Source organism: Nonomuraea jiangxiensis, from assembly GCF_900099965.1.
In the GTDB taxonomy this organism is placed as follows: domain Bacteria; phylum Actinomycetota; class Actinomycetes; order Streptosporangiales; family Streptosporangiaceae; genus Nonomuraea; species Nonomuraea jiangxiensis.
This window is the reverse complement of record NZ_FNDJ01000023.1, coordinates 92,180-107,868: the sequence shown is the minus strand read 5'-3', so window position 1 is coordinate 107,868 and position 15,689 is coordinate 92,180. Positions and strand designations below refer to the sequence as shown.

The 15,689-nt window shown below is 70.3% G+C and carries 19 protein-coding genes; 11 read left to right on the top strand and 8 right to left on the bottom strand.

Annotated features, from left to right (window positions below; genetic code table 11):
• The first annotated feature begins 8 nt into the window (after nt 1–8).
• Nucleotides 9–578, top strand: a complete 570-nt coding sequence (locus BLS95_RS39085; RefSeq protein ID WP_090943755.1) for a TetR/AcrR family transcriptional regulator — start codon at nt 9–11, stop codon at nt 576–578.
• Between the two features lie 139 nt (nt 579–717).
• On the opposite strand, the gene BLS95_RS39080 is transcribed toward BLS95_RS39085, so the two are convergent.
• Nucleotides 718–1,920, bottom strand: coding sequence for an MFS transporter (locus BLS95_RS39080; RefSeq protein ID WP_090943752.1), 1,203 nt, complete (start codon nt 1,918–1,920; stop codon nt 718–720).
• 85 nt (nt 1,921–2,005) lie between these two features.
• On the opposite strand from BLS95_RS39080, the gene BLS95_RS39075 reads away from it, so the two are divergent.
• A complete protein-coding gene (locus BLS95_RS39075) occupies nt 2,006–2,473 on the top strand; it encodes a winged helix-turn-helix transcriptional regulator (protein WP_090943749.1) in 468 nt (155 codons plus the stop codon).
• Nucleotides 2,474–2,534: 61 nt separating this feature from the next.
• On the opposite strand, the gene BLS95_RS39070 is transcribed toward BLS95_RS39075, so the two are convergent.
• From BLS95_RS39070 to BLS95_RS57190, 3 genes are all read right to left on the bottom strand, one after another.
• Nucleotides 2,535–2,966, bottom strand: coding sequence for a nuclear transport factor 2 family protein (locus tag BLS95_RS39070; RefSeq protein ID WP_090943746.1), 432 nt, complete (start codon nt 2,964–2,966; stop codon nt 2,535–2,537).
• Between the two features lie 233 nt (nt 2,967–3,199).
• Nucleotides 3,200–4,123 carry a LysR family transcriptional regulator gene (locus BLS95_RS39065; protein ID WP_090943743.1) on the bottom strand — a complete coding sequence of 308 codons (924 nt, stop codon included), beginning with the start codon at nt 4,121–4,123 and terminating at the stop codon, nt 3,200–3,202.
• A gap of 96 nt (nt 4,124–4,219) precedes the next feature.
• Nucleotides 4,220–4,363 (bottom strand): hypothetical protein, encoded by a 144-nt coding sequence (locus BLS95_RS57190; protein ID WP_218136206.1) that lies wholly within the window; start codon nt 4,361–4,363, stop codon nt 4,220–4,222.
• Nucleotides 4,364–4,645: 282 nt separating this feature from the next.
• On the opposite strand from BLS95_RS57190, the gene BLS95_RS57185 reads away from it, so the two are divergent.
• On the top strand, nt 4,646–4,918 hold the full coding sequence (locus BLS95_RS57185) for a hypothetical protein (protein WP_218136205.1): 273 nt from the start codon (nt 4,646–4,648) through the stop codon (nt 4,916–4,918).
• A 319-nt stretch (nt 4,919–5,237) separates the two neighbouring features.
• Here the strand turns inward: BLS95_RS57185 and nhaA are convergent, their stop codons facing one another.
• Nucleotides 5,238–6,416, bottom strand: a complete 1,179-nt coding sequence (nhaA, locus tag BLS95_RS39050; protein WP_245765554.1) for a Na+/H+ antiporter NhaA — start codon at nt 6,414–6,416, stop codon at nt 5,238–5,240.
• Between the two features lie 330 nt (nt 6,417–6,746).
• On the opposite strand from nhaA, the gene BLS95_RS39045 reads away from it, so the two are divergent.
• From BLS95_RS39045 to BLS95_RS39025, 5 genes are all read left to right on the top strand, one after another.
• Complete coding sequence (locus BLS95_RS39045) at nt 6,747–7,232, top strand: SigE family RNA polymerase sigma factor (RefSeq protein WP_245765553.1); 486 nt, start codon at nt 6,747–6,749, stop codon at nt 7,230–7,232.
• A complete protein-coding gene (locus tag BLS95_RS39040) occupies nt 7,229–8,275 on the top strand; it encodes a hypothetical protein (protein WP_090943734.1) in 1,047 nt (348 codons plus the stop codon). Before BLS95_RS39045 ends, BLS95_RS39040 begins: the two co-directional genes overlap by 4 nt.
• Nucleotides 8,276–8,363: 88 nt before the next feature.
• The gene (locus BLS95_RS39035; protein WP_090943731.1) at nt 8,364–8,729 is read left to right on the top strand and encodes a YbaB/EbfC family nucleoid-associated protein; all 366 of its coding nucleotides are present in this window, start codon (nt 8,364–8,366) and stop codon (nt 8,727–8,729) included.
• Nucleotides 8,726–9,634, top strand: coding sequence for a WXG100-like domain-containing protein (locus BLS95_RS39030; protein WP_090943728.1), 909 nt, complete (start codon nt 8,726–8,728; stop codon nt 9,632–9,634). The genes BLS95_RS39035 and BLS95_RS39030 overlap by 4 nt, the downstream gene beginning before the upstream one ends.
• Before the next feature lie 7 nt (nt 9,635–9,641).
• Complete coding sequence (locus BLS95_RS39025; RefSeq protein ID WP_090943725.1) at nt 9,642–10,001, top strand: hypothetical protein; 360 nt, start codon at nt 9,642–9,644, stop codon at nt 9,999–10,001.
• 89 nt (nt 10,002–10,090) lie between these two features.
• On the opposite strand, the gene BLS95_RS39020 is transcribed toward BLS95_RS39025, so the two are convergent.
• Nucleotides 10,091–10,975, bottom strand: a complete 885-nt coding sequence (locus BLS95_RS39020) for an SDR family oxidoreductase (protein ID WP_090943931.1) — start codon at nt 10,973–10,975, stop codon at nt 10,091–10,093.
• A gap of 115 nt (nt 10,976–11,090) precedes the next feature.
• Between BLS95_RS39020 and BLS95_RS39015 the strand changes: the two genes are divergently transcribed.
• Nucleotides 11,091–12,011 carry a LysR family transcriptional regulator gene (locus BLS95_RS39015; protein WP_090943722.1) on the top strand — a complete coding sequence of 307 codons (921 nt, stop codon included), beginning with the start codon at nt 11,091–11,093 and terminating at the stop codon, nt 12,009–12,011.
• A gap of 29 nt (nt 12,012–12,040) precedes the next feature.
• Here BLS95_RS39015 and BLS95_RS39010 read toward each other — a convergent pair whose 3' ends face one another.
• Nucleotides 12,041–12,604, bottom strand: a complete 564-nt coding sequence (locus BLS95_RS39010; protein WP_218136204.1) for a DUF6624 domain-containing protein — start codon at nt 12,602–12,604, stop codon at nt 12,041–12,043.
• 198 nt (nt 12,605–12,802) lie between these two features.
• Nucleotides 12,803–13,399 carry a TetR/AcrR family transcriptional regulator gene (locus tag BLS95_RS39005; protein WP_090943719.1) on the bottom strand — a complete coding sequence of 199 codons (597 nt, stop codon included), beginning with the start codon at nt 13,397–13,399 and terminating at the stop codon, nt 12,803–12,805.
• Between the two features lie 55 nt (nt 13,400–13,454).
• Between BLS95_RS39005 and BLS95_RS39000 the strand changes: the two genes are divergently transcribed.
• Both BLS95_RS39000 and BLS95_RS38995 read left to right on the top strand, forming a co-directional pair.
• Complete coding sequence (locus BLS95_RS39000; RefSeq protein ID WP_090943716.1) at nt 13,455–14,246, top strand: SDR family NAD(P)-dependent oxidoreductase; 792 nt, start codon at nt 13,455–13,457, stop codon at nt 14,244–14,246.
• Nucleotides 14,247–14,405: 159 nt separating this feature from the next.
• Nucleotides 14,406–15,632, top strand: a complete 1,227-nt coding sequence (locus BLS95_RS38995; protein ID WP_245765552.1) for a glycosyltransferase — start codon at nt 14,406–14,408, stop codon at nt 15,630–15,632.
• Nucleotides 15,633–15,689 lie beyond the last annotated feature (57 nt).

Genomic DNA, 15,689 nt, shown 5'->3' with positions numbered 1-15,689 from the left:
GGTGGTCAATGGGCGCGAAGCGCGAAAGGGCGGACGCCGCCCGCAACCGCGCCAAGATCCTCACCGCGGCCGGCGAGATCGTCGCGGCCCGCGGCGTCGAAGCCCTCGCGATGGCGGACGTGGCCACCGCGGCCGGCGTCGGAGTGGGCACGCTCTACCGCCGCTTCGGCGACCGGTCAGGGCTCGCGTACGCGCTGATCGACGAGCGCGAGCGGGAGTTCCAGGCGGCGTTCATCGAAGGGCCGCCACCGCTGGGCCCCGGCGCGCCCGGCCTCACCCGGATCCGGGCCTTCCTGCATGCCTTGGTCGACCGCACCACGGCCCAGCTCGACCTGCTGGTCATGGCCGAGACGGCGACCCCGCTGGCCCGGTTCGGCGCCGCGTACGATCTCTACCACAGCCACCTGACGATGCTCATCGCCCAGGTCGACCCGGACGCCGACGCCTTCTGCCTGGCGGACGCCCTCCTGGCCCCGCTGGCCGCTCCCCTGCTGGCCCACCGTCTCCGCGCCGGCGAGGTGACCGCCGACCGCATCAAGTCGGCGCTGGACGGTCTGCTGGCCGGCTTCAAGGCCTGAAGAAGGCCCGATTGCCCCAGCGACACCGCTCATCACCTCGCCCAGAGCCGCGTAGTCGCCGGACTCCACCAGAGCGGCACAGCGCCGGCAGGCGTCGACGCGGGCCCAGGCCGGTGCCCGCCGGCATGGAGTCCGGGGGTCATGGCCGGCTTGCTCGCTGCGGGTCCTTCAGGGGCAGGTGCGGGCCGGTCGCCACGCGGCGGCTGGATGCCCAGACGGCGAGCGCGCAGGCCGCGAAGGCAGCGCCCAGGATGCTGGAGCCGGTCCATTCGGCGCCGGCGAACACGGTGGTCGTGGTGGTGGCGCCGAGGGCGGAGCCGAGGGAGTAGAAGATCATGTAGCCGCCGATGACGCTGCTGGTGCGGTGCGGGTGGGTCATCGTGAGCAGGTGCTGATTGCTCACGTGCACGGCTTGGACGGCGAAGTCGAGCACGACCACGCCGATGACGACGAGCCACAGCGACCACGACGCTTGCCCGATGGCCAGCCATGAGGCGGCGAGGAGGACGAGCGCTCCGCCGGTCACGGCGCTCGCGCGTCCGGTGTCGGCCGAGAGTCCCGCCCGGGCGGCGCCGAGAGCGCCGGCCAGGCCGGCAAGGCCGAACAGGCCGATCTGCGCCGTGCTCAGATGCCACGGGGCCGCCGCGAGCGGTAGCGCCAGGCCGCTCCACAGCGTGCCGAAGGAGGCGAACAGGAAGAACGCGATCAGCCCGCGCGAGATGAACAGGCGCTCGCGGAACAGTCCGCCCAGCGATGTCAGCACCTGTCGATACGTGGCGTGGTCGGCGCGCGTGTCCGGCGGCAGGGTTCTCAGGACGAGGAACGCCAACGTCACCAGGAGCACGGCGAGCGCGACGTACACGCTGCGCCAGCCCCACACCGCGGCCAGCGCGCCGGCCGCGACCCGTGCTCCGAGAATGCCGATGACGACGCCGGAGGTCACCACGCCGAGGTTGCGGCCGCGTTCCTCGGGCGTGGACAGGGCGGCGGCGTAGGCGACCGTCGTCTGCACGACGACCGCGAACAGGCCCGCGACCACCAGCCCGGCAAGCAGCACCCAGGTCCGAGTGGCTGTCGCGGCCAGCGCCGCACCGGCCGCGGTCAGCAGAAGGTGCCCCGCCATGAGCCTGCGCCGATCGATCATGTCGCCCAGCGGGACGAGAACGGCCAGTCCCGCCAGATAGCCGAGCTGCCCGGCGGCGACGACCCATCCCAGGTGAGCCTCCGGCACGCCCAGATCGCTTCCGATCTGGGCGAGCACCGGCTGCGCGGCGTAGATGCTCGCGACGGCGACCGCGCAGGTCGCGGCGAACAAGGTCCTTCGGCCAATGGTCAGGCCCACTCGCTCCCCCTCAATCAGTAGCACATTGCAACTGATTCGAGAGTACGGAAGAATGGTTTCAAACAGCAACTCTTCGGGAGCCGTGATGCCTCAGACCGCGATCAATGCCGAGGACGTGACCTGGACCGACCAGACCTGCCCGGTGGCGCGGACCCTCGACCTGATCGGTGACCGTTGGAGCCTGCTCATCGTCCGCGACGCCATGGACGGCGCGAGCGCGTTCACCGACTTCCAGCAGCGCACCGGCATCGCCCGCAACATCCTCACCGACCGGCTCCGCCGGCTGGTCGAGCGCGGCGTGCTCGACCGGCGGACCGCGCCATCGGGCAGGCGGCAGCTCTACACACTCACCCCTGCCGGGCGCGACCTGTTCACCGTCATCGTGGCCCTGCGCCAGTGGGGCGAACGCCATGCTTTCGCCCCCGACGAGACCCACTCCGTCCTCGTCGACGAACGTGGTCTCCCGCTTCCAGAGCTTCGGCCGATCAGCTCAGGCGGCAACCCCGCCGACGTCGACACGACCTCCGTGCAGAAGGGTCGCCACCGCCAGTAGATATGGCTACTTGTGGCGAGCGGGTCGTCCCGCCACGGCAGATCGGTTTCGCGTTTTGCCGTCAGGCCTTCGGCAGGGCGTCCACGACGACCTGGAAGCGGCGAGGATCGAAGTAGTCGTGGTATTCGCTGATCAGGCCATCGGTGAAACGGAAAACGGCGATATTGTCGTTGGTGTATTCCGTTCCGCCGATCAGGGTGGCGACGTTGCGGTATTCGACACAGACGGCGTCGGAGTCGGCCGCGGGATAGATGCCGGTGATTTGGGCGTTGAAGGTCTCGAAGTTGCCCATCAGGTGGTGGAAGCCGTTGACGATGTCCTCCTTGCCACGGATGGCCGAGGCGAATCCCTCCGGCGGGTAAGGCACCGTGATCACCGCGTCCGCGTGCCACAGGGTGCCCCACCCCGTCACGTCCTTGACAGACAGCAGCCGGAAGAACTCCCGGACTGTGGCAACGTGGCCGACGCCCAACTGCTGGGTCGACTGGCTCATCTGATCGCTCCTCTTGGTTCATAAGTGCGGTAGTGAGAAGTGCGTTCCGAACGGAGATTGCCCAAGCGTTCGGCGGTGCCGGCGCACCGAGCGTCAGATCCCCACTTTTATCGGTCCGGTCGGCAATGGACCGGCTCTGCCAATGGTGGGGGGACAGCCGGATGTCGATCAACCGGCGATTCCTCATAGCAGCCAGTCGTACGGCTCATCGATCGGAGGGCGACTCACCTGGGTCAGGACGACCCGGGACCGTCGTCGGTCCTGGCGAGCAGTTCCTCAACCACGGCGACGAAGGCCTGCGCGGCAGGCCCGAGCCTGCCGGTGCGCCAGACCAGCCCACTGCGCGACAACCTTTCGGTGGGCATCGGCACGGTGACCACGTCCGGGTGGCGGTAGTACCTCTCCGTGGACATCACGGTCGGATGCACGATCTCCCCGAGCGCGACATGCGCCAGGATCTCGGGCATCGACATCAGTCGCGGTCCTCGGTGAATCGGCCGGCCGCTCGGCGTGCGCGCCGGATAGAGCTCGGCGATGATCTCCTCGGGCGCGTTCGGGATGCTGACGACGGTCTCGCCCGCCAGGTCCTCGAAGGTCACGGCCTCGCGGGTCGCCAACCGATGATTGCGGGCCACCATGACGACGCGCGGCTCCTCGGTCAGCACCGGGCCGACCGTGTATCCGGGCTGGGTGATCGGCAGGCGGATGGCCAGCAGGTGGATGTCGTCGTCGAGCCGCCCGAGCAGCGGACGGTCGTGCCCGATGTCGACCAGTTGCACCCGGCACCCTGGATGACGCCTCTCGAAGGTCCGGGCGATCTCCGCCAGCCGGTCACCTCCGGCCATCAGCGTCGCCAGGCCGACGCGGACCCGCCCCGTGACGCCTCCCGCAGCCTCAGCGACCTCCGCCAGCGCGGCGTGCAGGCCCTCGTAGTGCGGACGGATGCGCTGCAGCAGCTTCTCGCCGAGAGGGGCCAGCATCACCCGGCGGCTGCTGCGCTCGAAGAGCGTGCCGCCCAGACGTCGTTCGAGCTCGCGGATGACCTGGCTGACGCGTGACTGGGTCAGGTGCAGCCGCTCGGCGGTCCGCCCGAAATGCAACTCCTCCGCCAACGTCAGAAACGTCCTGATCTCGTGCAGCTCGATCGCTTCCCACATCAGCGCACCCCTTCCGACCCGCCACGAAGGCTATTCGAGGTTGAAGCATGATGTCGTCAGGGTGGGGCGGGGAGTCCGGGGCCAGGGTGCCGGCGGTCATGACACGCCCGCCCGCATGCTCGACCACCGTGTGCCGCCGTCCACGAAATGCACGTCAAAGCGGTCCTGCTCCGGCAGCAGGCTTTCCGGCGCGTCCAAGCCTTGTGCGATCCGCCCGAGCAGCCTGAAGTAGTCGAACACAGCGTGTGACAGTGCGGCCTGGCGCCGTCGGCCCCGCGCTCAACGTGAGCCGGTTGGCGCCGAGTGGGCCCTCTGTCCCGCCGGCATCGGCCAGTAGCCGGAACGCGCTGCCAGGCGACAGCTCCACCACCTCCGCGGCCCCGTCTGACACGACCATGGCCTCTGACATGGCAACTCCTTCCAGGAACGATCAGGACCCATTCCAGCGCGGGAACATCCGCCGAACCAGAAGCAGTTGTCGCAGGGAGAAATCATCAATCGTGATAAATCCCGGAAGGACGAATGGAGCTCCGGCAACTGCGGTACTTCCTCGACGTGGCCGAGGAAGGCGGCTTCGCCCGGGCGGCCGAACGCACCCGCCAGGTGGCCGCCGACATTGTCGCAGGCACCGACGGCGCCCTACGACTCGGCACGATTCACGGCCCCGGCCAGCGCCTCTACCGCAGCCTGGCAGCGCTGGTCGCTGTCGCGCCCCGACTGCGCGTCCGGCCGAAGCGGCTCCCCCCGGCCGAACGGCTCACCGCCGTACGCGAAGGGCAACTGGACGCCGACTGATCCGCGCCCTCACCACGGCCCCCGGCCTGAAGCTGATTCCCGTCTGGACCGACCCCCTCTACGTCGCGCTTCCTGCCGGCCCCCCGCTGGCCGCCGAACCCCGGCTGCGCGAGATCCTGGCCGACATCGCCGCAAGTGCCCCGTCCTGGACCGTCTTCTACGAGGTCTCCGGCCTCCCCCTCGCCCCGGGCATCGCCATCCGCCCGCTGACCCGGCCAACCCTTGTCACGTCGCTCGCCGTACGGGCCGAGCCGCTCACTCCCGCGCTGGAGCAGTTGCTGACCGCGCTGGCAACCGGCGCCCAAGGGCGATGAGTTCGTCATTCCCGGTTGCGGTTGCGGAGGCCGAGCACCACCGCTCCCAGCACGCAGGCGACGGCGGAGGCCAGCAGGATAGCGCCCTTGGCCTGGGTGAGGTGGGCCTGGCTGGTGTAGGAGAGTTCGGCGAACAGCAGGGAGATGGTGAAGCCGATGCTCGCGAGCACGCCGAGACCGGCGATGTCGATCCAGGACAACTGCGGGTTGAGGTGAGCGCTGGTGAAGCGGGCGACCAGCCAGGACGCGCCGAAGACGCCGATGAGTTTGCCGCCGATCAGTCCGGCCAGCACGCCCCAGGTGATGGTGCTGGACCAGAAACCGCCCGCCCCGGACAGGCTGATGCCGGCCGACATCAACGCGAACACCGGCAGCACGAGGCCGGAACTGACCGGCCGTAGTGCCTCCTCGGCCCGGTGGGAGGGTGAGGTCGTCTCGCCGTCGCGGGCACGGGTACGCATCAGCAGGCCCATCGCAACGCCGGCGACGGTGGCGTGCACGCCCGAACCGTGCACCAGCACCCAGATCAGTACGGCGAACGGCCCCTGCAACAGCCGGCCCGTCACCCTCGACCGCAGCCCGGCGGCGGCCCGGTCGCGCCCGTACTGCAACCAGGCCCAGCCGGCCAGACCCGCGGCCGCCATGACCAGCGCGGCCAGGTTCAGGTCGGCGGTGTAGCCGACGGCGATGACGATGACCGCGCACACGTCGTCCACGGTCGCCAGCGTCAGCAGGAACGTCCGCAGCGGCGTGGGCAGGCGCCGCCCCACGATGGCCAGCACCGCCAACGCGAAGGCGATGTCGGTGGCCATCGGGATGCCCCAGCCGCGCGCCGCCTCACCGCCGGAGCCGGCATTGACCGCGAGGAACACCGCGGCGGGCACGGCGACACCGCCGAGCGCGGCGACGATAGGCAGCATCGCCCGGCGCGGATCCCTGAGTTCGCCGTGCACGAGCTCCTGCTTGAGCTCGTTACCGACGATGAAGAAGAACACCGTCAGCAGCCCGTCAGCCGCCCACTCCTGGACGGTCAGGCGCAGGTGCAGCCCGGCCGGGCCGAAGGCGAAGGTGCGCAGTGCCTCATAGGAGCCGGCGAGTGAAGAGTTCGCCCAGATCATCGCAACGAGGGCGGCGCCGATGAGCAGCAGGCCGCTGACCATATCCGAACGCAGGGCAGCGATCATTCGTGTGAAAACAGCAGGCATGGAGGAACGTCTCCCGGGACGGTACGCAGGGTGGGCGCCGACAGCGCCCCCAGCTCGTGTGCCTGAGCCGAGCGGTGGGCTCAGGCGTGCTTCGGTGGGCAGACGCTCATGATCGCGCCCCACGTGCTGACGTAGCCGTTCGTGCCGATCGGCCGGAACTCCAGCGGCCGCGGCGACTGCCCACGCCGTCCCGGCCGAACCCGGACGCAAAGGTGAACGCGGACGTTGTGCACCGCCGCCTCCTTCGCGCCCTCAGCCTGCCGTATCGTCCCCACCCTACAAAAGTTCTTGCAACGAGGACGTCGGCCTGTGCGTCCCTGGAAGGTGGAGTTCGAGGAGTTCGTCCGCGCCAGAAGCCATGCACTGCTGCGCTACGGCCTGGTGCTGACCGGCAACGCCGATGACGCGGCCGATCTGGTCCAGGAGGCGCTGCTCAAGCTGAGCTCCTCGTGGCGGCGTGTGCGCAACAAGGACGACCCCGAGGGCTACGTGAGAACGATCATGGCGCGGCAGCATGTGAGCTGGTGGCGCAGGCGACGGCGGGAGCACCTTACCGCTGACATTCCCTCGCCGGTCCACGATGACGAACCCGAGCTCGGCGAGATCTGGCAGCGTCTGCGGGCCTTACCGGCCAGGCAGCGCGCGGTGCTGGTGCTGCGCTACTACGAGGATCTCGCCGATGAGGAGATCGCGGCGAGGCTCGGCATCTCGCAGGCGACCGTCCGCAGCCAGGTCTCGCGTGCGCTGGCCACGCTCCGCGTCCGCGCGGACGCTCTCACGGGGAGGTGGAGATGACAACCGAGGAACGGTTGGCCCAGGCGTTGCGCACCATCGCCGATCGGGCCGAGAACCGGGATGTGCTGCCCGGCGTGATGGCGAAACAGCGGAGCCTGGTGCGCAGGAGGGCCAAGGGGGCGCTCGCGGCGGTCTGCGCGGCGACCCTGGGGTGGGGCATGCTGGTCGCCTGGCCCGCGGCAGCGCCTGGTGTCATGGACACGGTGGAGCCGCGGAGGAACGCGGTCGAGCGGGTGTGGCCGCAGGCCGTGTTCACCATGCCTGGGCACTCCAGGCCGTTGGCGGCGATCAGCGCCACAGAGGTGCTGGTCTGGGCCGAGCCGGGAGCACTCAAGGTGTACGACTCCCGCTCCAAGCGTTCGCGCTTGGTCGCCACGCTCGGGCAAGCCCCGCAACAACTGGCCGTCGACCGTGAGCGGGTGCTCTGGATCGCCGACGGGCATTTCTGGGTCGTTCCCTTGCGGCCCGGTGGGCAGGCCAGGAAGGTCGGCCCGACCCTGGGGAAGAACATCGATCGCATCGCGCTCGCCGGTCAGGATGTTGTCTGGTCGGCACCGCTGGATGGCGTCTGGCGGATGGGGATCGACGGCGGGACTCTCGAACGGGTGGCCAGGTCCAAGGGGCTGCAGCTTGTGGAGTGGCCGTGGGCGACGGACGAGCCTCTGGACGTGCGTACGAATCCGACGAGAGTCGTCAATCTGCAGACGGGGCGCACCATCGAGGTCCGCCCCGCGGCAGGGGTTGAGGGCCTGCGTTGCGGGCCGACCTGGTGCACCGGGACACGCGGGGAGCATGCCATCGTGCAGCGCAGCGACGGCGGCTGGAACCAGGTGCACCGGGGGTTGCGCGGTTATCCGTACCGGGATCGCTTCCTCACCGGCTCTGGGGAGATTTACGACGCCCGCTCGAATACGACCGTGAGCTTCGAGGGAGCCAAGCTGCCGTCGGGTGAAACGCAGTGGTCGACAGGCGGCGGCGTCATCTTCTGGACCCAGGCCGACGGAGTGCGCGTGGTGAACCTGGCCGCCGTTCCTCAGCCATGACAGAGCGGCCCACCCCGGAGCCGGAAAACCCTTATTTCCTATCTTTTTATGTATATTAAGGAGCTCGCGCGGGTGATCAGGAGGCGGGATGACATCACCGACAGATCCGTTCGCCACCGATGGCGACCAGGAACTGGGCAGGCTCCTTCAGGGCTTTCAGCAGGATCTGGCGGCGCTGGAAGGGCTGCGCGATCGGATCGGCTCCGTCAAAGGCCGGGGTGAGGCGGCCGACGGCCGGGTGGTGGTGAACGTGACGCAGACCGGGACGCTCGTCGGGCTCACGATCGATCCGCGCGCCATGCGGCTCGGCTCCGACCAGCTCGCGGCGGCGATCATGGAGGCCGCCGCACGGGCGGCGCGCGACGCCCAGCAGGAGGCGAACGACCTGGTGGCGCCGTTCATCGCCGGCACGCTGCTGGACGGCGACCGTACTGATGGGGCTCGGCGGCGTTGAGGATCAATCCCGGTCGCGCGAGCATCTACGGGTTCGGCACCCTCGGCATCGCCGCCTTCGTGTTCGAGATGCTGGCCGTCGACTATCCCGAGGGCGATCCGGACAAGGCCCGCCAGGCCGCCGCCGTCTGGGCCCGCCTGGCCGACCGCATCGAGCAGAGCCCCGACCGCACCTACCCGGCCGCGGAGTCGGTGTGGCGCAGGAACGAAGGGGACGGAGTGGAGGCGTTCAAGTCGGCGGTCACCGCCGAGCTGTACCGGCAGCCCGAGGCGGACGGGTACGCCGCCAAGCTCGCAAGACGGTGCCGCGACAACAGCGCCGCCTGCGTCGACTTCGCCGAGACGATCAAGGCCGCCCGGGACGCGTACTGGACGCTGGCCCTGGCGAACCTCGCCAGCTTCGTCTTCATCACCACCTTCCCCTGGCAGGCCGGGGCGGCGTACCAGATCACGCAGATCCTCATCCGGCGGGCGCAGGCCCGGCTGCTGGCGAAGCTGCTGGAACACAGCATCGCCAAGATCGTGCTGAGCAAGCTGACGGAGTACACGATCGGCAGCGTCTTCTTCGCCGTGGGCGACGTGGCGGTCGTGGCGGGCGTCAAGGCGGCGCGCGGTGAGGACCCCGGCTCGCTCGGGGAGAACGCCACGCAGGCGCTGAAGGAGTTCGCCGCCTCGGTCGCCTTCTACGGGGTGTTCGACGCGGCCGCGCCCGTGGCCAGGAAGGTGACCGCGAACGCGGACGTCCAGTATTTCCTGAGCCGCCTGGCCGGCGGGTCGATCGGGTACGGCCCCTCGTACGACGCCATGAACGGGCAGTCGGGCGAGGAGCTCATCCCCACCTGGAAGGAGACCCTGGGCCGGGTGCTCCTGTACTTCACCATGGCTCACAAGCCGGCGGGAGGCTGAGGACGGCATGGAGTTCCACAAAGCTCCGGTCCGCGGGGTGGCAGCAGCGTTCGACCTCGAAAGGGAGGACCTGGCCAGGTTCGTCACCGAGGCCGCCGAGGACCTGAACGCCATCGGCGACTTCTGGGGCGGCACCACAGAGGGCGCGACGTTCTTCAAGGGCCAGGGCGGCGCCAGCGGTTACGAGGCGGTCACCGGTCAGATCATCGCGGGCATCCAGGTACTCCTCGACGCGCACCACGAGATCGCCGAACGACTCCGCCTCATGACCAACAACGTCGAGGTGGCCGACTGGGACAGCGTGGCCGCCATCTTGTCGAAACTTCCTCCCGCCGATCCCGACCGGCCGATCTGGGGCGTGGGCTGAACCGCATGCCGCCGCGACGACCCTTATGCGACTGACCGGCACGTTCGTTCGACAACGGCCAGCGGCCGGTCAGGACCAGGGAGGAGGGGTCAGCCCTTGAAGTAGTGTCCCGCGTTCAGGTCCTCGATGAGCCCGGGCCGGGCGGGATGCCAGTCCAGCAGTTTCTGGGTCAGGGCGGAGGAGGCCGGCATGTCCAGCGTGACGAAGGAGGCCAGCCAGCCGAAGTGCTCGTACGCCTCCCCCGAGGTGATCGCGGTCACCGGCACGCCGAGCCGGCTCCCGATGACGCCGGCGATGTCGCGTACCGGCACGCCCTCCTCGGCGACGGCGTGCAGCCGTGCGCCCGTGGGAGCCTCCTCCAGGGCCAGCCGGTACAGGCGGGCGGCGTCCAGCCGGTGCACGCTCGACCAGCGGTGGTCGCCGTCGCCCACGTAGGCGGAGACGCCCTTCTCGCGGGCGATGCCGATCGCGGTCGCGACGAACCCCGGGTCGCCCTCCCCATGCACCAGCGGCAGCCGCACCAGCGAGGCCCGCACCCCGCGCTCCACGAACGACAGCCCCACCTGCTCGGCGGCCCCCCGAGGCGAATGCGTCCCCGGCTCGTCCTCCTCGGTGCCGACGCGGCCGGGCGGGAGCACGCCGGTGCCCGAAGTGATCACGAACGGCCGGCCGGACCCCGCCAGCGCCTCGCCGAGCGCCGCGATGGCCCGCCGGTCGGTCTGGTTGGCGGCCTCGAAGTTCGCGAAGTCGTGCACGAAGGCCAGGTGGATGACGCCGTCCGCGGCGGCGGCCCCGTCGCGCAGGCCGGCGAGGTCGTCGAGCGAGCCGGGGCGGGGCTCGGCTCCCGCGGCCCTCAACGCGGCGGCGGCCTCGTCCGTACGGGCCAGGCCGGCCACCTGGTGCCCGGCCTCGATGAGCTCACGAACGACGGCGGAACCCACGAAACCCGTGGCCCCGGTGACGAAAACACGCATGATGATCTCCTTCTTCAGCGGTGTTCCCATCGTCGGAGCCGGCGCCGTCCCGCGTCCAAAGCCTGTTCCGCATCGGGCAATACGTTTCAGGCATCACCGCAGTAAGCTGCGGGATATGACCGAATCGCCCGACCTCGATCTGCGGCTCGTACGCTACTTCACGGCCGTCGCCGAGCACCGGCACTTCGGCCGCGCCGCCGAGGCCCTGCACATCACCCAGCCGTCGCTGAGCCGCCAGATCCGCGGCCTTGAGCGGCAACTGGGCGCCCGCCTGCTCGACCGTACGTCGCAGGGCACGCGGCTCACCGAGGCGGGCGAGGTCTTCCTGCCCCGCGCCAAGACGCTGCTGCGCTCGGCCGCCCAGGCGGCGGCGCAGGCCCGCGCCGCCGCTCGGCCCAGCCGGATCACGATCGGGTACACGTCGGGCCTCATCGTCACGCCGGCCGTGCGCGAGCTGCGCCGCCTGCACCCTGACGCCGACGTACGCACCTCACACGTGGCCTGGAACGAGCCGCGCCCCGCCCTGCTCGACCACCGTGTGGACGCTGTGGTGACCCGCCTGCCGTTCGCGACCGACGGGCTCGACGTGACGATCCTGTACGACGAGCCGCGCATGCTGCTGGTCTCGCGTGACCACCGCCTGGCGGGCCAGGAGTCCGTGACGCTGGACGACATCGCCGACGAGCCGCTGCCCCGGCTGGCCGACCCGGACCCGGTCTGGGAGGCGTACTGGCGTATCGATCCCCGGCCCGACGGCCGCCCGGCCCCCGGCGGCCCGCTCATCGCCGGCATCGAGGACAAGTTCGAACTGATCGCCGCCGGGGAGGCGGTGGCCATCGCGGCCGGCCCGATCTTCGTCAGCCTCCGCCCGGACGTCACCTCGATCCCCCTGGAGGGCGTCGAGCCGAGTCACGTCGTGCTGGCGACCCGGGCCGGCGACCGCAACCGCCTGGTGGCGGCGTTCCGCAAGTCCGCCAGGGCGCTGCTCACCCGTTCACCGGCAGCCCAGGGCTCGTCGGAGGCGGCGGAAACCTGAGGCGGCCCGCGAACGGCGGGCCGGGTGCGTCACTGCATGGACTGCAGCTCCTTCAGGTAGTCCCGCAGCGGCTGCAGCCCGGCTTCGGCACGGCGTTCGTCCACCTCGGCCTCGTTCTCGATGGGGGTGCGCGGCTGCCACGTCCCCTCCGCGTCCACACCCCACTGCGTGCCGTACACCTGCGGCTTCTTCTCCGCCACCCGTACCCGGTCGGTGAGGTAGGCCAGGTCTCCCGGATCGGCGTCGTCCTTCGCCACGGCCTGCCGCATCAGCGCGAGGCCGCGACGCTGGAATTCGGGGTCGAGGTCGGCGTGCTGGACCATCACCCAGGCCGCGTGGGCGCCGTCCTCGCCCACCAGGGCGTGGCCGGGCCAGCCGTGCGTGTCGAGGATCCGCCGCATCCGTTCGGTGTTGGCGCGATCCACGCCGGCCATCCGGTCGGGGTCCGCGCCGGGGGCTCTGACCTGCTGGTCGCGTTCCATCATCGTCAGCAGCTCGGCCCGCAGCGCCGGATCAGCCGGGGCGTCCTCGCCGCACCCCGTGATCAACATGACCGCCGCGAGCAGCGACAGCGACGCAAACAACCCGCGCATGATCGGCCTTTCCACCGGGGGGAGGCAGAGACGCAAACGTACAACGGCGGAGGCGTGCTCACCAGAGGTCCTACCCGGCGAGCAGCAGGCCCTCCCTCACGACAGACATCCGGCTCGTCACGGCCAGGCGCGGGGCCCTCGGACTCAGCGGCGGCCAGGTACCAGGCGGCGCTCCCCCACCGTCGCTGACATCACCGCTCAGCAGTCCCGCAGTGCGGCGCGGGTCTGCGCGGTGGACATGGGAGGGATCGGCAGGGGGTGGGCCGCGGTGGCGTGCAGGCCGTCCAGGGCCAGGGCGAGGTGTCGCCGCCAGGCTCCCGGGGCCACCTTGTGGGTGGCTCTGACGGTCGCCGCCACTCCCCAGACCACGAACGCCATGTCAGTGAGTGTGACGTCGGCCCGCAACTCCCCGCCTCGCTGGGCGCGTTCGAGGATCTCCCGCATCAGGCCGTACCCGCGATCCCCGTCCACCGCGGCCGTGCGTGCGGCGAGGTCGTTGTAGCCGAGGTCGGCCGCTTGCAGTTCGCACACGCCGGTCAGGAACGCGACGAACCCCTCCCAGGGGTTGTCCATGGCCAGCGCGTGCTCGGCCAGCTCGGTCACGGTCGCCGCTCGGTCCGCGAAGGCCGCCTCCACGAGGGCGTCTCGGGTGGGGAAGCGATTGTAGAGCGTGCCGATGCTCACCCCTGCCGCGCGGGCGATCTCGTCGAGCGGCACGTCGAGCCCCCGATCCGCGAACAGCTGCCGCGCCGCCTGCAGGAGGCGCTCACGGTTTTGCACGGCGTCCTTGCGCATGCCCGCCAGCTTAGCTAACTTGAGGGGCCTCTCAACTTGAGGAGGTCCTCAACTTATGGCTCGGACCATCGTGATATCCGGCGGCACGAACGGCATCGGCAAGGCCCTGGCCCGCCACTACGCCGAGCTCGGCGATCAGGTCGTGGCGGTGGGCAGCAGCGACGAGGGCGGGCGGCGCCTGCGCGAGGAGGTGCCGAAGGCCCACTTCGTCAGATCCGACCTCAGCTCCCTGCGCCAGACCCGCGACCTGGTGGAACGACTCAACGCCGAGCACCCCATGATCGACGCCTTGGTGCTCGCCGCGTTCCGGTTCAATCCCACACGAGTAGAGACCGAGGAGGGTTTCGAGCACACCTTCGCCCTCTACGTGCTCAACCGCTGGCTCATGGCCGAAGGACTGCGTGGCCCGCTGGAGAACGCGGCGACCCCAGTGATCATCAACCTGTGCGGCGCGGGGCAGGGCGGCCGGATTCACTGGGACGACCTCCAGCTGAAGCACAAGTACCGGGCTGTCACCGCGACCATGCAGGGAGCCAGGGCCAGCGAGTTACTGGGGACGGCCTATGCCTCTGAGCGTACGAAGTACGTGCTGTACAACCCGGTGTTCGTGGCGACAGGGCTGCACGAGCCCTTCAAACAGCCGCTACGCGGCATCGTGCGAGTGGCGTCGGCGGCCTTCGCCCAGCCGCTGGCCAAGGCCGTGCCGCCGATCACCGCGCTCATCGACCATCCGCCGGCCGAACCGTTCACGACCTGGAAGAAGGGAAAGATCCTCGATCGTGCCGTGGACCGGAACGAGGCGCGGCGTTTCGAGGAGACCATCCGCGCCCTGACTCAGCCCGGCTGATCCCCTCGCCTGGAAAAATGGCAAGGGGGACATCCGCTCCTTGCCACTACCAGCCTATAGCGCATGGGGGGCCTTGCCACAAGGCCCCGGTCGTACCGCACAATCACCCTTCGGCCGGAACGTACGGAAACTGGGGGCTGCGGGATGCGGGTTGTGTTGGTGAGTTACGGGTCGCGCGGGGACGTCGAGCCCATGGCAGGGCTGGCGGTGCGGCTACAGGCTCACGGCGTCGAAGTAACGGTGTGCGCGCCGCCGGATTTCGCGGAGCTGCTGGACGATGTCGCCGTGCCGCTGACTCCCGTAGGCTGGCCGATCCGCGCGCTGGCGACGGGGGCGATCCCCGGCAAGGCGGGCCTGTCCGACATCGCCGCCGAACTGACCGCCATGGCCTACGAGGCGGTCGCCGGGGCGGCCGAGGGCTGCGCCGCGGTGGTGGCCGCCGGCTCGTTCCCGGCCCTGGCCGGTACGCGGACGGCGGCCGAGAAGCTGGGCGTGCCCTATGTGTTCGCGTCCTTCTCCCCGTGTTACCTGCCGTCGTCGCATCACCCTCCTCTCCGCCGGCCGGGCCAGGTGATCCCCCCTGAGGTGACCGGCAACCGGGGCCTGTGGGACCTGCACGCCGAGCACATGGAAGCCCTGTTCGGCGACACGATCAACACCCACAGGACCTCGATCGGCCTGCCGCCGGTGAGCGGCGTCCGCGACCACGTCTTCACCGGCCACCCGTTCCTGGCGGCCGACCCGGTTCTGGGCCCGTGGCAGGAGACGCCGGAGCTCGACGTGACGCAGACCGGCGCGTGGATCCGGCCGGACCAGCGTCCGCTCCCAGTCGGCCTGGAGGCGTTCCTGGCCGCCGGTGCGGAGCCGGTGTACGTGGGCTTCGGCAGCATGCTGATCCGGGGCGCGAACGCGCAGGAGGTCTCCCGGGCCGTCATCGAAGCGGTCCGGACGCGGGGTCGCCGCGTTCTGCTCGGCAGCGGCTGGGCCGACCTGGCCCTGATCGACGACCGGGACGACTGCTTCGTCGTCGGGGAGGTCAACCAGCAGGCGCTGTTCCGCCGGGTGGCCGCGGTCGTGCACCACGGCGGCGCGGGCACGACGACGACGGCCGCTCGTGCCGGGGCGCCGCAGGTGATCGTGCCTCAGGTCGCGGATCAGCCGTACTGGGCGGGCCGGGTGACCGAGCTCGGCATCGGCACGGGACACGACGGTCCGACGCCGACCGCCGAGTCCCTCTCGGCCGCACTCAAGATCGCCCTGGCCCCCGAGACCGGTGCCCGCGCGGCCGTCGTGGCCGAGACGGTCCGCACCGACGGGGCGGAGGTGGCCGCGAAGCTTCTGCTCGACATGATCGGCCGGAGCGGGTCCGCGGTGTCCACGGGCTGATCCCCGGAGGTCACATGACCAGGTCTACATCCTCTGCGGGTCCATACGGATCCGTCG